This is a genomic window from Mycobacterium lentiflavum, from assembly GCF_022374895.2.
GTDB classification, from domain to species: Bacteria; Actinomycetota; Actinomycetes; order Mycobacteriales; family Mycobacteriaceae; genus Mycobacterium; species Mycobacterium lentiflavum.
The window spans coordinates 3,606,692-3,622,912 of record NZ_CP092423.2; the positions used below are offsets into that span (position 1 = coordinate 3,606,692).

The 16,221-nt window shown below is 67.5% G+C and carries 16 protein-coding genes and 1 pseudogene; 8 read left to right on the top strand and 9 right to left on the bottom strand.

The annotated features are described in order from the left end of the window. Nucleotides 1–42 precede the first annotated feature (42 nt). Nucleotides 43–1,464 carry an acyl-CoA carboxylase subunit beta gene (locus MJO58_RS16865; RefSeq protein WP_090603530.1) on the top strand — a complete coding sequence of 474 codons (1,422 nt, stop codon included), beginning with the start codon at nt 43–45 and terminating at the stop codon, nt 1,462–1,464. A gap of 66 nt (nt 1,465–1,530) precedes the next feature. Here the strand turns inward: MJO58_RS16865 and MJO58_RS16870 are convergent. From MJO58_RS16870 to MJO58_RS16880, 3 genes and pseudogenes are all read right to left on the bottom strand, one after another. Beyond that, nucleotides 1,531–1,869: pseudogene (locus tag MJO58_RS16870) on the bottom strand (aromatic-ring hydroxylase C-terminal domain-containing protein); the annotation flags it as partial. A 94-nt stretch (nt 1,870–1,963) separates the two neighbouring features. Then, nucleotides 1,964–3,499, bottom strand: a complete 1,536-nt coding sequence (locus tag MJO58_RS16875; protein ID WP_239720116.1) for a glycerol-3-phosphate dehydrogenase/oxidase — start codon at nt 3,497–3,499, stop codon at nt 1,964–1,966. After that, nucleotides 3,496–4,068 carry a TetR/AcrR family transcriptional regulator gene (locus MJO58_RS16880; protein WP_090603534.1) on the bottom strand — a complete coding sequence of 191 codons (573 nt, stop codon included), beginning with the start codon at nt 4,066–4,068 and terminating at the stop codon, nt 3,496–3,498. The genes MJO58_RS16875 and MJO58_RS16880 overlap by 4 nt, the downstream gene beginning before the upstream one ends. A gap of 56 nt (nt 4,069–4,124) precedes the next feature. Between MJO58_RS16880 and MJO58_RS16885 the strand changes: the two genes are divergently transcribed. From MJO58_RS16885 to MJO58_RS16895, 3 genes are all read left to right on the top strand, one after another. After that, entirely contained in the window at nt 4,125–5,702 is a 1,578-nt protein-coding gene (locus MJO58_RS16885) for an FAD-binding oxidoreductase (RefSeq protein ID WP_350355923.1), read from the top strand. Next, entirely contained in the window at nt 5,699–6,619 is a 921-nt protein-coding gene (locus tag MJO58_RS16890) for a diacylglycerol kinase (RefSeq protein ID WP_090603538.1), read from the top strand. The genes MJO58_RS16885 and MJO58_RS16890 overlap by 4 nt, the downstream gene beginning before the upstream one ends. A gap of 109 nt (nt 6,620–6,728) precedes the next feature. After that, on the top strand, nt 6,729–7,226 hold the full coding sequence (locus tag MJO58_RS16895; protein WP_090603540.1) for an Rv2253 family sensor-like surface protein: 498 nt from the start codon (nt 6,729–6,731) through the stop codon (nt 7,224–7,226). 21 nt (nt 7,227–7,247) lie between these two features. On the opposite strand, the gene MJO58_RS16900 is transcribed toward MJO58_RS16895, so the two are convergent. The 4 genes from MJO58_RS16900 to MJO58_RS16915 all read right to left on the bottom strand — a co-directional run bounded on the left by MJO58_RS16900 (nt 7,248) and on the right by MJO58_RS16915 (nt 10,072). Further along, nucleotides 7,248–7,760 (bottom strand): DUF3145 domain-containing protein, encoded by a 513-nt coding sequence (locus MJO58_RS16900; protein ID WP_090603542.1) that lies wholly within the window; start codon nt 7,758–7,760, stop codon nt 7,248–7,250. 127 nt (nt 7,761–7,887) lie between these two features. Then, on the bottom strand, nt 7,888–8,709 hold the full coding sequence (locus MJO58_RS16905) for a serine hydrolase domain-containing protein (RefSeq protein ID WP_239720118.1): 822 nt from the start codon (nt 8,707–8,709) through the stop codon (nt 7,888–7,890). A gap of 16 nt (nt 8,710–8,725) precedes the next feature. Then, nucleotides 8,726–9,025 carry a hypothetical protein gene (locus tag MJO58_RS16910; RefSeq protein WP_239720119.1) on the bottom strand — a complete coding sequence of 100 codons (300 nt, stop codon included), beginning with the start codon at nt 9,023–9,025 and terminating at the stop codon, nt 8,726–8,728. 27 nt (nt 9,026–9,052) lie between these two features. After that, entirely contained in the window at nt 9,053–10,072 is a 1,020-nt protein-coding gene (locus MJO58_RS16915) for a class I SAM-dependent methyltransferase (RefSeq protein ID WP_239723322.1), read from the bottom strand. A gap of 178 nt (nt 10,073–10,250) precedes the next feature. Here MJO58_RS16915 and MJO58_RS16920 point away from each other — a divergent pair, with 178 nt between their 5' ends. Both MJO58_RS16920 and MJO58_RS16925 read left to right on the top strand, forming a co-directional pair. Beyond that, nucleotides 10,251–11,342, top strand: coding sequence for an S-(hydroxymethyl)mycothiol dehydrogenase (locus MJO58_RS16920; protein WP_090603550.1), 1,092 nt, complete (start codon nt 10,251–10,253; stop codon nt 11,340–11,342). Next, on the top strand, nt 11,342–11,965 hold the full coding sequence (locus MJO58_RS16925) for an MBL fold metallo-hydrolase (RefSeq protein ID WP_090603552.1): 624 nt from the start codon (nt 11,342–11,344) through the stop codon (nt 11,963–11,965). The genes MJO58_RS16920 and MJO58_RS16925 overlap by 1 nt, the downstream gene beginning before the upstream one ends. Nucleotides 11,966–11,978: 13 nt before the next feature. On the opposite strand, the gene MJO58_RS16930 is transcribed toward MJO58_RS16925, so the two are convergent. Continuing rightward, entirely contained in the window at nt 11,979–12,719 is a 741-nt protein-coding gene (locus MJO58_RS16930) for an SHOCT domain-containing protein (RefSeq protein ID WP_239720120.1), read from the bottom strand. Nucleotides 12,720–12,776: 57 nt separating this feature from the next. Here MJO58_RS16930 and MJO58_RS16935 point away from each other — a divergent pair, with 57 nt between their 5' ends. Together MJO58_RS16935 and MJO58_RS16940 are read left to right on the top strand one after the other, a co-directional pair. Further along, the gene (locus tag MJO58_RS16935) at nt 12,777–13,736 is read left to right on the top strand and encodes an SDR family oxidoreductase (protein ID WP_090603556.1); all 960 of its coding nucleotides are present in this window, start codon (nt 12,777–12,779) and stop codon (nt 13,734–13,736) included. Nucleotides 13,737–13,928: 192 nt separating this feature from the next. After that, the gene (locus MJO58_RS16940; RefSeq protein ID WP_239720121.1) at nt 13,929–14,339 is read left to right on the top strand and encodes a hypothetical protein; all 411 of its coding nucleotides are present in this window, start codon (nt 13,929–13,931) and stop codon (nt 14,337–14,339) included. A 6-nt stretch (nt 14,340–14,345) separates the two neighbouring features. Here the strand turns inward: MJO58_RS16940 and MJO58_RS16945 are convergent, their stop codons facing one another. Further along, nucleotides 14,346–16,181 carry an Hsp70 family protein gene (locus MJO58_RS16945; protein WP_239720122.1) on the bottom strand — a complete coding sequence of 612 codons (1,836 nt, stop codon included), beginning with the start codon at nt 16,179–16,181 and terminating at the stop codon, nt 14,346–14,348. Nucleotides 16,182–16,221 lie beyond the last annotated feature (40 nt).

The window sequence follows — 16,221 nt, forward strand, 5'->3', positions numbered from 1 at the left end:
GCGGTATTGAACCCCAAGCTCACCGGAAACAGGAGATCTGCGATGACACTCATGGCCCCCGAGGCGGTCGGCGAGTCGCTCGACCCCCGAGACCCGTTGCTGCGTCTGAGCAACTTCTTCGACGACGGCAGCGTCGAGCTGCTGCACGAGCGTGACCGCTCGGGTGTGCTCTCCGCTGCGGGCACCGTCAACGGCGTACGCACCGTCGCGTTCTGCACGGACGGCACCGTGATGGGCGGCGCGATGGGCATCGAGGGATGCCAGCACATCGTCAACGCCTACGACACCGCCATCGAGGAGCAGAGCCCGATCGTGGGAATCTGGCACTCTGGCGGGGCACGGCTGGCCGAGGGTGTCAAGGCATTGCACGCCGTCGGAACGGTTTTCGAGGCGATGATCCGCGCGTCGGGTTATGTCCCGCAGATCTCGGTGGTAGTCGGCTTTGCCGCCGGCGGGGCCGCCTACGGGCCGGCGCTGACCGACGTGATCATCATGGCGCCGGAGGGCCGGGTGTTCGTCACCGGTCCTGACGTGGTGCGCAGCGTCACCGGCGAGGACGTGGACATGGCCTCGCTCGGCGGCCCGGAGACCCACCACAAGAAGTCCGGCGTCTGCCACATCGTCGCCGACGACGAGCTCGACGCCTACGCGCGCGGCCGTCGGTTGGTCGGATTGTTTTGCCAGCAAGGGCTTTTCGACCGCACCAAGGCCGAGGCCGGTGACACCGACATCAAGGCGCTGCTGCCCGAGTCGGCGCGGCGGGCCTACGACGTGCACCCGATCGTGACCGCGATTCTCGACCAGGACACTCCGTTCGAGGAGTTCCAGGAAAAGTGGGCGCCGTCAATGGTGGTCGGGCTGGGCCGGTTATCGGGTCGCACCGTCGGTGTGCTGGCCAACAACCCGTTGCGCCTGGGTGGCTGTCTGAACTCCGAAAGTGCGGAGAAGGCGGCACGTTTCGTGCGGCTGTGCGACGCGTTCGGTATTCCGCTGGTCGTGATCGTCGACGTGCCCGGCTACCTGCCCGGTGTCGACCAGGAATGGGGCGGCGTGGTGCGCCGCGGCGCGAAGCTGTTGCACGCCTTCGGCGAGTGCACCGTCCCCCGAGTCACACTGGTGACCCGAAAGATCTACGGCGGGGCCTACATTGCGATGAACTCCCGCTCGCTGAACGCGACCAAGGTGTTCGCGTGGCCGGAGGCCGAGGTCGCCGTGATGGGCGCCAAGGCCGCGGTCGGCATCCTGCACAAGCGCAAGCTGGCCGCCGCGCCCGACCACGAGCGCGAGGCGCTGCACGACGAGTTGGCCGCCGAGCACGAGCGGATCGCCGGCGGCGTCGACAGCGCCATCGAGATCGGCGTGGTCGACGAGAAGATCGACCCGGCACACACCCGCAGCAAGCTCTGCGAGGCGCTGGCCGAGGCCCCCGCACGCCGCGGTCGCCACAAGAACATCCCGCTGTAATTTGTCAACGCCAGCGTAACGCCACGCGGGCAATTCACGCCGAATCTCCGCGTGGCGTTGCCCCCGCTAGCGGGACGTGTCCCCGGCTTGCGCGAGAATCGTCGAAAGCACCTGGCGTAGTTCGCCTTCCGGGTCGGCGGGCAGCTTCTCGACACGCCAGCCGACGAAGTCGTCGGGGCGGATGAGCAACGCGCCTTCCGGCGAGAGTCCGGTCACCGCGGCCCACTCGTCGCCGTCGATGCGATGGGCGGCGATCGACGCCGAAGCCGCGGCGGCGCACCATCGCTCGTCGCCGCTGAGCACGGTGAATTCGCCGCCGATCAGATCAAGCGTCGAGACTCCGTCGCGCACCCACACGTGTGGCACCCGGGTGCCCGGCTGGCCGCGCAACTCCTCCACCAACTCGCCAGGCCGCCCGCGCCGGCGCCGACGATCAGGACCGGAACCCGCAATATGACGGCCACTATAAAATGATAGTGGATGTCATATTTGACGAAGGCTAACTTCCGGCGACCCCCGCCAGGAACTCCGCCGCCTCGGCCACTACCCGCTCGCGATCGCGGGGCACCAGGCCGATCCGGGTTCGGCGATCGAGAATGTCGTCGATGTCGAGCGCACCCTCGTGGGTGACCGCGTATTCGAACTCCGCGCGGGTCACGTCGATGCCCTCGGCGACGGGCTCGGTCGGGCGCTGGCAGGTGGCGGTCGCGACGACGGTCGGCGCCTCGGCGCCGTAGCGGGCGATCAGCGAGGCGGGCAGCCCGGCCGGGGAACCCGCAACCGGCCCGGGGTTGGCCGGCGCCCCGATCAACGGCAGATTGTGGGTCCGGCAGTTGGCGGCCGCTAGGTGCCGCAGGCTGACCGCGCGGTCCAGGACGTCCTGGGCCATGAACCGGTATTCGGTCAGCTTGCCGCCGATCACGCTGATCACCCCGGCGGGCGACTCGACGACGGCGTGCTCGCGCGACACGTCGGCGGTACGGCCCTCCCCGGTGTCGATCAGCGGCCGCAGGCCGGCGTAGGAGCCGATCACGTCGGCGGGCTGCAGCGCGGTCCCCAAGGCGGTGTTGACCGTGTCCAGCAGGAATTCGACCTCGCCGGCCGACGGCACCGGCACATCGGGAATAGGGCCCGGCGCGGCTTCATCGGTGAGCCCGAGGTAAACCCGGCCCAGTTGCTCGGGCATCGCGAACACGAAGCGGTTGAGCTCGCCGGGAATCGGAATCGTCAGCGCCGCAGTCGGATTCCCGAAGGCACCGGCGTCGAAGACCAAGTGTGTCCCACGGCTGGGCCGCAGTCGTAGTGAGCCGTCGATATCGGCCGCCCACACCCCGGCGGCATTGATCACCGCACGGGCGGACACGTCGAACGACTGACCCGTGCGCTGATCGGTCAGCCGCGCCGATGTGCCGGTGGCCTCGGATGCGGCGACGTAGGTCAGGATCCGGGCGCCGTGCTGGGCCGCGGTCCGTGCGACCGCTATGACCAGGCGCGCGTCGTCGATCAACTGCCCGTCGTAGGCCAGCAGTCCGCCGTCCAGACCTTCGCGACGCACCGTGGGCGCCATCTCGGCCACCCGCTGGGCGGACACCCGGCGCGAGCGCGGCAGCGTCGACGACGGTGTTCCTGCCAGCGCACGCAACGCGTCACCGGCCAGGAATCCCGCACGCACCAGCGCCCGCTTCGGGTGACTCAGCGACGGCAGCAACGGCACCAGTTGCGGCATCGCGTGCACGAGATGAGGGGCGTTGTGCGTCATCAGGATTCCGCGTTCGATCGCGCTGCGCCGAGCGATGCCCACATTGCCGGTCGCCAGGTAGCGCAGACCGCCATGGACCAGTTTCGAGCTCCACCGGCTGGTCCCGAATGCCAAATCGTGTTTGTCCACCAGCGCCACCCGCAGGCCACGCGACGCGGCGTCCAGCGCAATCCCGGCCCCGGTGATGCCGCCGCCGATCACGAGCACGTCCAACGGCGCGCCGTCGGCCAGCGAGTTCAGGTCGGCGGCACGACGCGGCGCATTCAAAGCGGTCATGAGGACAGGTATCCGTTCAGCGAATGAGTGAGTTCGGCGGCCAGCGCATCGGCATCGAGAATCGGACGCACGATCCGCTCGGACTGAATCGTCGACTGTGCGATCAGCAACACCATGGTGGCCATCTGCAACGGATCGCCCGCGCGCACACTGCCGTGGCGCTGGGCCACCCGCAACCGGTCGGCAAGCGCGCCGATCAGCATCTGCTGGCTTTCGCCGAGCCGCTCGGTGATGTAGATCGGCGCCAGGTGCGAGTGCATCACCGACATGATCAGCTCGTCGCGGCGCAACAGATTGGCCACCGAAACAATTTGGCGCACAAGCGATTCGCGGTCTTCTCCCAGCAGTGGCGCCTCTTGCATCACAGCGGTGATCCGTTGGGTCAGCAGCGCGGCCACGACCGCGGGCGTGTCCGGCCAACGGCGGTATACGGTCGGCCGGCTGACACCCGCGCGCCGGGCGATTTCGGCGAGGGTCACCCGGTCGACCCCGAAATCGACCACACAACTGGCGGCCGCCGCGAGGATCCGGTCGGCCACATCCAAACCTGCGTTACTGATTGACAGCATGTGTAATACTGTAACGCATGACGCATGATCTTGGGACCGAGCAACTCCTTCCGCCGATGAAATGGAACGCGTGGGGAGATCCCGCTAGCGCCAAACCGCTCTCCGACGGCGTTCGGTCGCTGCTGAAACAGGCTGTCGGCCTGGACGATTCGAATCAAGCCGAACTCGGCCCCGATCAGGTGCAGCTGCGTCCGTCGGCGCTCTCGACGCAGGATCGGGACGCGCTCGCCGCGATCGTCGGCGCCGAGTATTGCCGCACCGACGATCACGATCGCCTGCTGCACGCCGGCGGCAAGTCCACCCTCGACCTGCTGAAGCGAAAAGCCGCTGAACAGGACGCGCCCGACGCCATCCTGCTGCCCGGCGACGACGACGCGGTTGCCGAGATCCTGCGCTATTGCTCCGAGCACGGCATCGCCGTCGTTCCGTTCGGCGGCGGCACCAGCGTGGTCGGCGGCCTCGACCCCATCCGCGGCGACTTCACCGCCGTGATCTCACTCGACCTGCGTCGCTTCGACCAACTCGTCTCCCTCGACGAGGAGTCCGGGCAGGCCGTCCTCGGAGCGGGCCTCACCGGTCCCGACGCCGAACGCCTGCTCGGCGAGCGCGGCTTCTCGCTCGGACACTTCCCGCAGAGCTTCCAGTTCGCCACCATTGGAGGCTTCGCCGCGACCCGGTCCTCGGGTCAGGACTCGGCCGGCTACGGCCGCTTCAACGACATGGTGCGCGGGCTGCGGGCGATCACTCCAGCCGGAACGCTGGACCTGGGCCGAGGACCGGAGTCAGCGGCCGGGCCCGATCTGCGTCAGCTGCTGATCGGCTCGGAGGGCACCTTCGGCGTGATCACCCAGGTGCGACTGCGGGTGCATCCGGTACCCGAGGCCGTCAGCTACGAAGCCTGGTCGTTCCCCGACTTCGCGACCGGAGCGGCCGCTTTACGGGCGGTCACCCAAAATGCGACCGGCCCCACCGTGATTCGGCTTTCCGACGAGGCCGAGACCGGAGTCAACCTGGCTACCACCGAGTCGATCGGCGAGAACCAGATCACCGGCGGCTGCCTGGGCATCACGGTCTTCGAGGGCACCAAGGAACACGTCGAGAGCCGGCACGCCGAAACCCGCGAATTGCTGGTCAAAAAGGGCGGCACGTCGTTGGGTGAGGGTCCCGCGCAGGCCTGGGAGCGCGGCCGGTTCGGCGCGCCATACCTGCGCGACTCGCTGCTCGCCGCGGGCGCACTCTGCGAGACGCTGGAGACCGCCACCGACTGGTCCAACATCGGCGCCCTCAAGGCCGACGTCACCGAGGCACTGACCACCGCGTTGGCCGAAACCGGGACACCGGCGCTGGTGTTGTGCCACATTTCGCACGTGTACCCCACCGGCGCATCGTTGTACTTCACCGTCGTCGCCGGGCAGCGGGGCAATCCGATCGAGCAGTGGCAGGCCGCCAAAAAGGCCGCGTCGGACGCGATCATCGCCGCCGGCGGCACCATCACCCATCACCATGCGGTCGGTGCCGATCACCGGCCCTGGATGTGCGACGAGGTGGGCGATCTCGGCGTGCAGGTGCTGCGCGCGGTCAAGGCCACCCTGGATCCGGCGGGAATCCTCAATCCCGGCAAGCTGATTCCGTGAATCGCCGCGAGATCGCCAAGGTGACCGCGCTGACCAATCCCCTGTCGGGGCATGGCACCGCCGTGCGCGTGGCGCAGGCCGCCATCGCACGACTGCATGCCCGCGGGGTCGAAGTCAACGAGATCATCGGCGACGACGCCGAAGACGCCCGCCATCTCGCCGCCGCGGCGATCGAACGCGGCACCGACGCGCTGGTGGCGACCGGTGGCGACGGGGTCATCTCCAACGCGCTGCAAGTGCTGGCGGGCACCGACATTCCGCTGGGCATCATCCCGGCGGGCACCGGCAACGACCATGCGCGCGAATTCGGCATCCCCACAAGGGATCCCGAGGCCGCCGCGGACATCGTCGTCGAAGGCTGGACCCAGACCATCGACCTGGGCCGCATCCAGCGCGGCAACGGCCGCACAACAGAGGCCAAGTGGTTCGGCACCGTGGCGGCCGCCGGATTCGATTCCCTGGTCACCGATCGCGCCAACCGGATGAGCTGGCCGCACGGACGGCTGCGCTACTACGTCGCGATGCTCGCCGAACTCACCCAACTGCGGATGTTGCCGTTTCGCTTGGTGCTCGACGGCACCGAGGAGATCAACGCCGACATCACGCTGGCGGCCTTCGGCAATACCCGAAGCTACGGCGGGGGTTTGCTGATCTGTCCGGACGCGGATTACACCGACGGCCTGCTCGACATCACGATGGCGCACACCGCATCCCGGACGAAATTCGTCCGGCTGTTCCCGACCGTGTTGAAGGGAACCCACGTCCAGCTCGACGAGGTCACCACGGCGCGCGCCAAGACCATCCACGTCGAATGCCCCGGCATCAACGTCTACGCCGACGGCGACTACGCGTGCCCGCTGCCCGCGGAGCTCGCCGCGGTGCCTGGCGCACTGCAGATCCTGCGCCCACCGGTGTAACAACTCGTGTGGCAAACGCGACATCAGGGGCAGACGTGCGCCGTGGGAGCCAGCCCTGGGAGAACCTGGGAGAACCTGGGAGGAACCTGGGAGGAACCTGGGAGGAACAATGTCGGGACATCGCATAACCGTGCTTATCACCGTGGCCGCCGCCCTGGGCGGCTCGCTTGCGGCGGCCCCCACGGCTTTCGCGGCCGATCCAGTGTGGAATGGCAAATATCAGGTGACCTTTGCCGGCACCGCCAAGACGGGCACCAGCGCTGCCGCCGGAACACCGGAGGGCAATAGCGTCGTCGACTACGCCTTCAGGTCCAGCTGCTCAACCGGGACCTGTGTCGCCACGGTGTATGACGCGCCGCCACCGAAGAATCCGTATATCCCGCGCCCGATCACCTACACCTGGAACGGTTCTCAGTGGGTGCGCACCACCACCTGGCAATGGGACTGCCAACTCCCGGACGGGACAATCGAATACGACCCGGCAAAATCGGTTGTCGCCTTCACGCCGGGCGCCGACGGGACACTGTCCGGTGTCTTTCACACCGACATCACCAGCGGTGCGTGTCACGGCAACGTCGACATGCCGGTATCTGCGGCCCCCGCCTAAAGTGGCGATTACGCCGGTCGTTTAGCCGACGCCCCGGCTGAGCCAGGTGACTTCGCCGCCGTCGCCGCCGTCGCGGTAGACCTCGAGCGCCTCGTCCCAAGCGGTGCCCAGCACCGAGTCCAGCTCGGCGGCCAGCGTGTCGGCGCCCTGCGCCATCATCGACCGCAGCCGCATCTCCCCAACCATGATGTCGCCGTTGGCGCTCATCGCCCCGGTCCACAAGCCCAGTTGCGGCGTGTGGCTGAACCGGTGGCCGTCGACGCCGGGGCTCGGGTCCTCGGTGACCTCGAACCGCAGCACTGACCAGGACCGCAGCGCGTTGGCCAGCCGGGCACCGGTACCCACCGGACCGACCCAGTTGGTGACAGCACGCAGCTGTCCCGGCATCGCCGGCTGCGGTGTCCAGACCAGGTTGGCCTTGGACTGCAGGGTCGACGACAACGCCCACTCAACATGCGGGCATACCGCCGCGGGCGAGGCATGGATGTACACCACACCTGCCGTCACGTCGGCGAATTGATTCGACGCACGCATTTACCTGCTCCTTCGGTTCCACGAGGGACGTCTTCCCCAACGACCTGGCGAACCCGACAAGCAGATATTTTGTTTCGTGCGTGTCTATTGTGCCCTGTGATACCCGTGTTGCGCTAGTGCTCGATGCCTATTTGATGTATTGGTGTAGGACCGCGTCGGCGAGGGCCGGCCACAAGTCCAGCGCCCAGTCGCCGAAATCGCGGTTCGTGAGCACGACCAGCGCCAGGTCCGCGTCGGGATCTGCCCAGATGAAACCGCCTGCTTGGCCGAAATGGCCGTAAGTTCGCGCCGAGTTGCGCGCCCCGGTCCAGTGCGGCGATTTCCCATCCCGGATCTCGAAACCCAGGCCCCAATCGTTGGGCCGCTGCACGCCGTAGCCGGGCAGCACCCCGTCCAGGCCGGGAAACTGCACGATCGTCGCCGCGGCGTGCATCTCGGCCGACACGGTCGACGGGCGCAACAGGTCGCCGGCAAAAGCCGCCAGGTCAGCAATCGTCGAGGTGGCGCCGTACCCGGCCTCCGCCGCGCCGCCGTCCAGCCGGGTCGCGCGCATGCTGAGCGGCTCGCAGACCGCCTCGGTGAGGTAGCGACTGAAGTCGATGCCCGACTCACGCTCCACGGTCTCGGCCAGCACCGCGAAGCCGTAGTTGGAATACATGCGCCGGGTACCGGGCTTGGCCAGCACCCGACCGTCCAGCATCGCCAGGCCCGACGCGTGCGACAGCAGATGCCGGACCGTCGCGCCGGGCGGGCCGGCCGGGGTATCCAGCTCGACGACGCCCTCTTCGATCGCGACCTGCGCGGCACGGGCCGCCAGCGGCTTGGTGACCGACGCCAGCGTGAACACCCGCTCGGTGTCGCCGTGCGTGGCCAGCACCCCGTCCGGTCCGATCACCGCGGCCGCGGCAGCCGACACCGGCCAATCGTCGAGCGCATCGAGAGCGGCCATCAGATCGGTCGGGTCACTAACGTCGCCGGTAGCGGCGGACCGGCACGTGGCCGCGGATGAGGACACCGACTTCGACTCCCGCCGCCCCGACCGCCTTCACCGTGAATTTGTACAGGTCACCCAGCGGGCTGGGAAACACGTCGCCCATCTGTTCCTCGACGTACCACAACACGCCCGGCTCGTTAGAAGGCGGCTTAGTTGCCCTGTCCTCTTCGACGCGCCATTGCACGTCCGGGTGCTCGGCAGGGAACTCGATGTTGTCACCCGGCTGGATCTCCTCCGCGCGAATAGCGTCGTAGTCCTGGTGCATGGTCACCGCCACGAGGTTAGTGCCTATCGGCGGTCACTTTGTCGCGATGTAGTAGTTGTTGATCGGGTCGGAGTCGATCTCGAGCACCCGGACGTCGTCGAATCCGGCGTCGACGAGCATCGAGGTGGCCAGCTGCGTGCCCCAGACCGTACCGAGTCCGGCGCCGCCCAGCGCCAGCGACACCGTCATGCAGTGCATCAGCGAGACGGTGTAGAGGTAGGTGCTCATCGGGACGTCGACGTTCTCCTCGAGCCGGCTGGATGCCTTGATGTCGGCCATCAACAACACACCGCCGGGTCGCAGCGCACGTTGGATGTTCTCCAGCACCCGGGCCGGCTGCGCCTGATCGTGGATCGCGTCGAACACGGTGATGACGTCGTAGGCGTCCCTCTTGTCCAGATCGGTCAGGTTGTGGGCCTCGAAGCTCGCATTGGTCAGGCCCAGGCCGGCCGCCTCGGCGATACCCGTCGCGATCGCCTGCTCGGAGAAATCGATACCGGTGAACCGGCTTGCCGGAAATGCCTTTGCCATCACGTTGATCGCGTGACCGCTGCCGCACCCGAAATCGGCGACGTCGGCACCGGAGCGCAGCCGGTCCGGCAGGCCGTCCACCAACGGCAGCACGACATCGACCAGCGCGATGTCGAACACCGCCGCGCTCTGCTCGGCCATCAGCGCGTGGAACCGGGGGAACTCGCTGTAGGGCAGCCCGCCACCCGCACGGAAGCAGCCGATGATTTTCTGCTCCACCTCGCCGAGTTGCGGCAGGAACATCGCCACCAAAGCCAGGTTGTCGGGCCCGGCGGCACGGGTCAGCACCGACGCGCGATGGGCCGGCAGCGAGTAGGTTCCGTTGCCCGGGTCGTAGTCGACGACATGTCCGGTTGTCATGCCGCCCAACCACTCCCGGACGTAACGCTCGTTGAGGCCCGCGGCGTCGGCGAGCTGCGCGCTGGTGGCCGAACCGAGTCCGGCCATCGTGTCCAGCAGGCCGGTCTGGTGTCCGATACTCAGCAGGATTGCCAGGCTCGCGCTGTCGATTGTCGAGACCATTCGTCCCGCGAAATCTTCGACAGTCTCTTGACTTTGGCGCGGTGCGCCGTCCGAACTCTTGTCGAGTGTCGTCACGCTCTGCAGACGCTACACCCGGTTCGCCGCCCCCGGAACGGCCCTTGCTTATGGGTGGACGCCGGGCTGCAGTGTGTATGGCCCTCACAGTAGGTTGGAGCCCATGAGTCAGACAGTGCGCGGAGTGATTTCACGCAAGAAGGGCCAACCCGTCGAATTGGTGGACATCGTCGTCCCGGACCCCGGCCCGGGCGAGGCCCTGGTGGATGTGATCGCCTGCGGGGTCTGCCATACCGACCTGACGTACCGGGAGGGCGGCATCAACGACGAGTACCCGTTCCTGCTCGGCCACGAGGCCGCGGGCACGGTCGAGGCCGTCGGGCCGGGCGTGACGTCGGTGGCGCCGGGCGACTTTGTGATCCTGAACTGGCGCGCGGTCTGCGGCCAGTGCCGCGCCTGCAAGCGCGGCAAGCCGCAGCTGTGCTTCGACACGTTCAACGCCACCCAGAAGATGACGCTGACCGACGGCACCGAACTGACGCCCGCGCTGGGCATCGGGGCGTTCGCCGACAAGACGCTGGTGGCCGCCGGCCAATGCACCAAGGTCAATCCCGAGGCCGACCCCGCGGCCGCCGGGCTGCTGGGCTGCGGAGTGATGGCCGGGATCGGCGCGGCCATCAACACCGGCGCCGTCACCCGCGACGACACCGTGGCGGTGATCGGCTGCGGCGGTGTGGGCGACGCCGCGGTGGCGGGCGCCGCGCTGGTCGGTGCGAAGAAGATCATCGCGGTCGACACCGATAACACCAAGCTGGACTGGGCCCGCAAGTTCGGCGCCACCCACACCGTCAATGCCCGCGAACTCGACGCCGACTTAGTCGAAACCATCCAGGACCTCACCGACGGCTTCGGCGTCGACGTCATCATCGACGCGGTGGGCCGGCCCGAGACCTGGAAGCAGGCCTTCTACGCTCGAGACCTTGCCGGAACGGTGGTGCTGGTGGGTGTGCCGACGCCGGACATGAAACTGGAGATGCCGCTGGTCGACTTCTTCTCCCGCGGCGGATCGTTGAAGTCCTCCTGGTACGGCGACTGCCTGCCCGAACGCGACTTCCCCACCCTGATCGACCTCTATCTGCAGGGCCGGCTCCCGCTGGAGAAGTTTGTCTCCGAACGAATCGGGTTAGACGACATCGAGGAGGCGTTCGAGAAGATGCACGGCGGCAAGGTATTGCGTTCGGTGGTGATGCTCTGATGGTTCAAATCGACCGCGTGGTTACCCACGGCACCTTCGAACTCGACGGTGGCAGTTGGGAAGTCGACAACAACATCTGGGTCATCGGCGACAACTCCAACGTCGTGGTGTTCGATGCGGCCCACGACGCGGCACCCATCGTCGAAGCCGTCGGCGGGCGCCACGTGGTGGCGGTGGTGTGCACGCACGGGCACAACGACCACGTCACGGTGGCGCCCGAACTCGGTAAGACACTGGACGCACCGGTGCTGCTGCATCCCGCCGACGAGGTTCTGTGGCGAATGACCCACCCGGACAGCGACTTTCGCGCCGTGTCCGACGGGGAGAAGTTGAAGATCGACGGCACCGAACTGACCGCGATCCACACGCCCGGACACTCCCCCGGATCGGTGTGTTGGTACGTGCACGACCTCGGCGTGGTGTTCAGCGGCGACACCCTGTTCTCCGGCGGGCCCGGCGCGACGGGCCGTTCGTACTCCGACTTCCCGACCATTCTGAAGTCGATCTCCGAGCGGTTGGGGGCGTTGCCGGGTGAGACCGTCGTGCATACCGGCCACGGCGACAGCACCATCATCGGCGACGAGATCGTGCACTACGAGGAGTGGGTCGCCCGCGGCCATTAGGCCCGCGGCCCACTCAGTGCCCTTCGAGGATCCGCCGCTTCTCGTTCTGGAACTCCTCTTCGGTCAACGCCCCGGAATCCCGCAGCGCCGCAAGCGTTTTGAGGCGCTCAAGACGAACACCCTGGTCGCTGGGTTCGTACGCCGTGGTGGGCGACTGCTGGGGTGCCGCGACGGAAACGACGGGCCATGACCCCTCCACGACGGCCGTCGCCGCCTTGCGCCGGGTGCTGCGCAGCCAACGCCCCGCCGGAATCGAAGCGGCCAGGCCCACCACGAACATGCCGACGAACAGCCAGATCAGAAATCCGTAGGAGGTCGAGTGGCCAAAGGCAAGTCGCGGTGCAATGAATCCGTTGACCTGGCCGTCCGTCGTGATGTTGTAGGTGCCCTCAGCCGGAATCTGCGCCACCCACACCCGCACGTGCGCGTCATTGTTGACTGAGGTTGTGCTGCCGATGCTTTCCGTCATCGTCGGCTGGGCGACGCCGTCGGGCGGCGAAATCGTGACGCCGAGCGGCGGCACCGGCAAGCCGCCGTCGGGGCTGCCGATCACGACGGTGTGCAGGCTGACGGTGACTTCACCTTGCGGCAGATGCAGGCTGCCCGACCCGGGGACCGGAACCTCGCCGTACGCGTTGTAGTCGTCCAGGAAAAATACGTTGAGCACGATGGCGACGACGATGCCGGCCAGCGACATGATCGTGACGACGATGGCAGAGATAAATGAAATCTTGGCGGGCAGTCTGCTCCACATTCCCGGAGTGTGTCACCGCTAGTGACCCTGGGCCAGTGAAAGAGCACACTGATACCCATGTCGAACGATCTCGTCGCCACGGTGCCGGACCTCACCGGCAAGCTTGTCGTCATCACCGGGGCCAACAGCGGTCTGGGCTTCGGGTTGGCCAGACGACTCTCCGCGGCCGGCGCCGATGTGGTCATGGCCATCCGCAATCGGGCCAAGGGTGAGGCCGCGATCGAAGAGATCCGCCACAGCGTGCCCGACGCGAAGCTGACCATCAAGTCCCTCGACCTGTCGTCGCTGGCATCGGTCGCCGCGCTGGGCGAGCAACTCAACGCCGAGGGCCGCCCGATCGACATTCTGATCAACAACGCCGGGGTGATGACGCCCCCAGAACGCGACACCACCGCCGACGGCTTCGAATTGCAGTTCGGCAGTAACCATCTCGGGCACTTCGCGCTGACCGGGCATGTGCTGCCGCTGTTGCGCGCCGCGCAGCGTGCCCGCGTCGTGTCGCTGAGCAGCCTCGCGGCCAGCCAAAGCGGCAAGATCCACTTCGACGATCTGCAGTTCGAAAAGTCCTACGCGGCGATGTCGGCCTACGGCCAGTCGAAGATCGCGGTGCTGATGTTCGCCCGCGAATTGGACAAGCGTAGCCGCGCCGGCGGCTGGGGCATCGTCTCCAACGCCGCACATCCCGGGCTGACCAAGACCAACCTGCAAATCAGCGGGCCGTCGTACGGCCGCGAAAAGCCGGCGCTGATGGAGCGCTTGTACAAGGCGTCGTGGCGCTTCACGCCGTTCCTGTGGCAGGAGATCGACGAGGGAATCCTGCCCGCCCTGTACGCGGCGGCCACGCCGCAGGCCGAGGGCGGCGAGTTCTACGGACCCCGAGGCTTCATGGAGCTGGCCGGCGGTGGCGTCAAAGTAGCCAAAACGCCCGCGCGCGCCCGCAACGACGACGATTGCCGGCGACTGTGGGAGATTTCCGAGGAACTCACGAAGGTCAGCTACCCACCAATCAACTGGTAACCGATACAACGCTTTTCCTCAAAGCCGACGCGGGCATTTGTCAAACGCAGTCGCGCGCATATGCGGTCTCGCCCGCCTAGTGACCGCTGGTCAGACAAAAATGATTGCGGTAACGAGAGTTTCGACACAGCGCGGCAACGGGTAACCGACAGCGAGTTGCGGTCGACACTGCGACTCAAAGGGGGAACACGGATGAGCGTGCAGGACGACAAAACAGCCGGTCAAGACAGAGCAGCCGGTCAAGACGAAGCAGCCGGTCAAGACGACAAGCAGCAGGTATCCGAGGAGACCGGGCAATTATCCGAGAAGCCCGAGCCTGACGATGACGCGAAGCAAAAAGCCGCGGAGATGATGGTGGCCTACGAGGACCGGCCTACGCTGGTGCTGCCGGGTTCCGGCGGAGCAATCTCGGGTACGGCGGTCAACGATTGGATCGACGAGGATGGCAACCCCAAGTACAGCGATGAATCGGGCGACGATCGTTCAGGCGACAAAGAGTGGCAGCAGCAAGTCGAGAAAGACAAGACGTTAAACGAAGAACTCCGGAAACTCGCCGACGAGGAAAACAAGGGCGAAAAGCCCCCCAACTCCCGTAAAAAATAACCCGTACTAACCACCGAATCCGGGAATTGGCAAGCCCAGTCCGGGGATTCGCGGGATGGGCGGAATCGCGGGAATCGGCGGGACGTGAGGTGCGGGTGCCGGTATCTGGGGCACCGGCGGCGGTGCCGGAGCCTCCACGGGAGGCGGCGGTGGTGCCGCCGGGACCGGGGTATCGATCGCCGCGGGCGGTGGTGTGTCGACTGCCGCGGGCGGCGGTGTGTCGACTGCCGCGGGAGCCGGAGCGTCGGCCGTCGGCGGCGGCGCGGCGGGTTGGGGCGCGGCCTGACCCGTGATCGGCGCCTGGCTCGGCGGCACGGGTTGCGGCCCAGCGCCGTTAGCCGGTGGCGCGGTAGCCGGAGACGTCTTGACACCCGGGTTGGGCGTGGTGGCCGGTTTGTCGTCGGACAGGCCGATCGCCAACGCGATGCCGACCAGCAGTACCGCCACAGCCGTACCGATGACGACCATGCCCGGCAATCGCGACCACGGAACGACCGGAGCCTTTTTCTCCCGGCGTGGCTGTGCGGGCTGCTCGAAGTTCAACGCCGGTCGCGCCGACGTATACCCGGACCCGCCAACATGATTCGGAATCTGCGCGGCCGCGGCGGGCATCATGCGCGACTCGTCAGCGGCCTCCGACCACGCCAGCGCCGGCATCAGGCTCGATACCGGTTCCGAGGCGTGGGTGAGCACGGGCTGTCGCTCCTCGACCGCCACCGGTGCTGCCGGTGCGGCCGCCATGGCGGCCGCGGTCGCGCGGGACACCGACGGGGTCAGCAACGTTGCGCTGGTCTCCGCCGGCCCACGCGTCGCACGCAACGCCGCACCGATGGCCGGGGCCAGCTGCGGTCGCGGCGTCGTCACGACCGGAACCCTCAGGTGGCCGGAGAGCATCGTGGTGACCGCCGGGATGTTTGCGCCGCCGCCGACCGACACCACCGCGACCAGATCACGAATCCCGTTGCGCGCCAGCGTTTCATCCAGCACCGCGACGAAGTTGGTCAGGGAGGTCCGGATTGCGTCGTCGAGTTCGTTGCGGGTGAGCCGGATTTCGCCGGGTATGCCCGGCAGCCCCTCGGCCAGCGTCGCGACCGTGCTCGTCGACAGCTGTTCCTTGGCGGTGCGGCAGCCGGTGCGCAGCCGGCTCAGCGGTCCGATCGCCGAAGTGCCGGACGGATCGAAAGAATCGGCGCTGGGCAGGTTGGCCAACACGGTCGTCAACAGAGCCTGATCGATCAGGTCTCCGGAGAAGTCGAGGTGGCGCACGGTCGGCGCGAGCGGCTGGTAGTCACCCGCGGCGTCCATCAGCGTGATGCTGCTGCCGCTGCCGCCGAAGTCGCACACCGCCACGGTGCCGCGCGCCGGGATGCCGGGGTTGGCCCGCGCGGCGAACAGCGTCGCGGCGGCGTCCGGGATCAACGTCAGCGGCCGGTCGCGGTTCGCCCATTCGGGCACCCGGCTCAGCGCGGAACCCAGCGCGTCGACGGCGTTCGATCCCCAGTGTGCGGGGTGCGTTACCGCGACGTTCTCCGGAAGGTCCGCGCCGTTGGTGGCGGCGTAGGCCAGGGCGCGCAGCCCGTCGGCCGCCAGGACCTCGCTGCGGTGCACGGAGCCGTCGGCCGCGACGATGCCGATCGGGTCGCCCACGCGATCGACGAAGTCGGTGATCACCAGGCCCGGCTGGTCCAGCCGGGGGTTCTCACCCGGCACCCCGATCTCGGGCACGCGCTCGCGGAACAGCGTCATAACGGGCTTGCGCGTGATGGCCTGGTCGGCGGTGACCGCGGCGAAGTTGGTGGCGCCGATCGAGAGCCCCAGCGCGGGCGTAGCTCCGTCTGACATGGCCCCATCCCCGTTATCGAGCGGTATGCCCCCGCATCCG

Excerpts from the sequence above, each read along its gene's own strand:
- MJO58_RS16945 (WP_239720122.1), bottom strand. The coding sequence starts at position 16,181 with ATGTCAGACGGAGCTACGCCCGCGCTGGGGCTCTCGATCGGCGCCACC.
- MJO58_RS16885 (WP_350355923.1), top strand. The coding sequence starts at position 4,125 with ATGAAATGGAACGCGTGGGGAGATCCCGCTAGCGCCAAACCGCTCTCC.
- MJO58_RS16930 (WP_239720120.1), bottom strand. The coding sequence starts at position 12,719 with ATGTGGAGCAGACTGCCCGCCAAGATTTCATTTATCTCTGCCATCGTC.
- MJO58_RS16905 (WP_239720118.1), bottom strand. The coding sequence starts at position 8,709 with ATGGCCGCTCTCGATGCGCTCGACGATTGGCCGGTGTCGGCTGCCGCG.
- MJO58_RS16895 (WP_090603540.1), top strand. The coding sequence starts at position 6,729 with ATGTCGGGACATCGCATAACCGTGCTTATCACCGTGGCCGCCGCCCTG.
- MJO58_RS16940 (WP_239720121.1), top strand. The coding sequence starts at position 13,929 with ATGAGCGTGCAGGACGACAAAACAGCCGGTCAAGACAGAGCAGCCGGT.
- MJO58_RS16935 (WP_090603556.1), top strand. The coding sequence starts at position 12,777 with ATGTCGAACGATCTCGTCGCCACGGTGCCGGACCTCACCGGCAAGCTT.
- MJO58_RS16900 (WP_090603542.1), bottom strand. The coding sequence starts at position 7,760 with ATGCGTGCGTCGAATCAATTCGCCGACGTGACGGCAGGTGTGGTGTAC.
- MJO58_RS16920 (WP_090603550.1), top strand. The coding sequence starts at position 10,251 with ATGAGTCAGACAGTGCGCGGAGTGATTTCACGCAAGAAGGGCCAACCC.
- MJO58_RS16875 (WP_239720116.1), bottom strand. The coding sequence starts at position 3,499 with ATGACCGCTTTGAATGCGCCGCGTCGTGCCGCCGACCTGAACTCGCTG.
- MJO58_RS16880 (WP_090603534.1), bottom strand. The coding sequence starts at position 4,068 with ATGCTGTCAATCAGTAACGCAGGTTTGGATGTGGCCGACCGGATCCTC.
- MJO58_RS16915 (WP_239723322.1), bottom strand. The coding sequence starts at position 10,072 with ATGGTCTCGACAATCGACAGCGCGAGCCTGGCAATCCTGCTGAGTATC.
- MJO58_RS16865 (WP_090603530.1), top strand. The coding sequence starts at position 43 with ATGACACTCATGGCCCCCGAGGCGGTCGGCGAGTCGCTCGACCCCCGA.
- MJO58_RS16925 (WP_090603552.1), top strand. The coding sequence starts at position 11,342 with ATGGTTCAAATCGACCGCGTGGTTACCCACGGCACCTTCGAACTCGAC.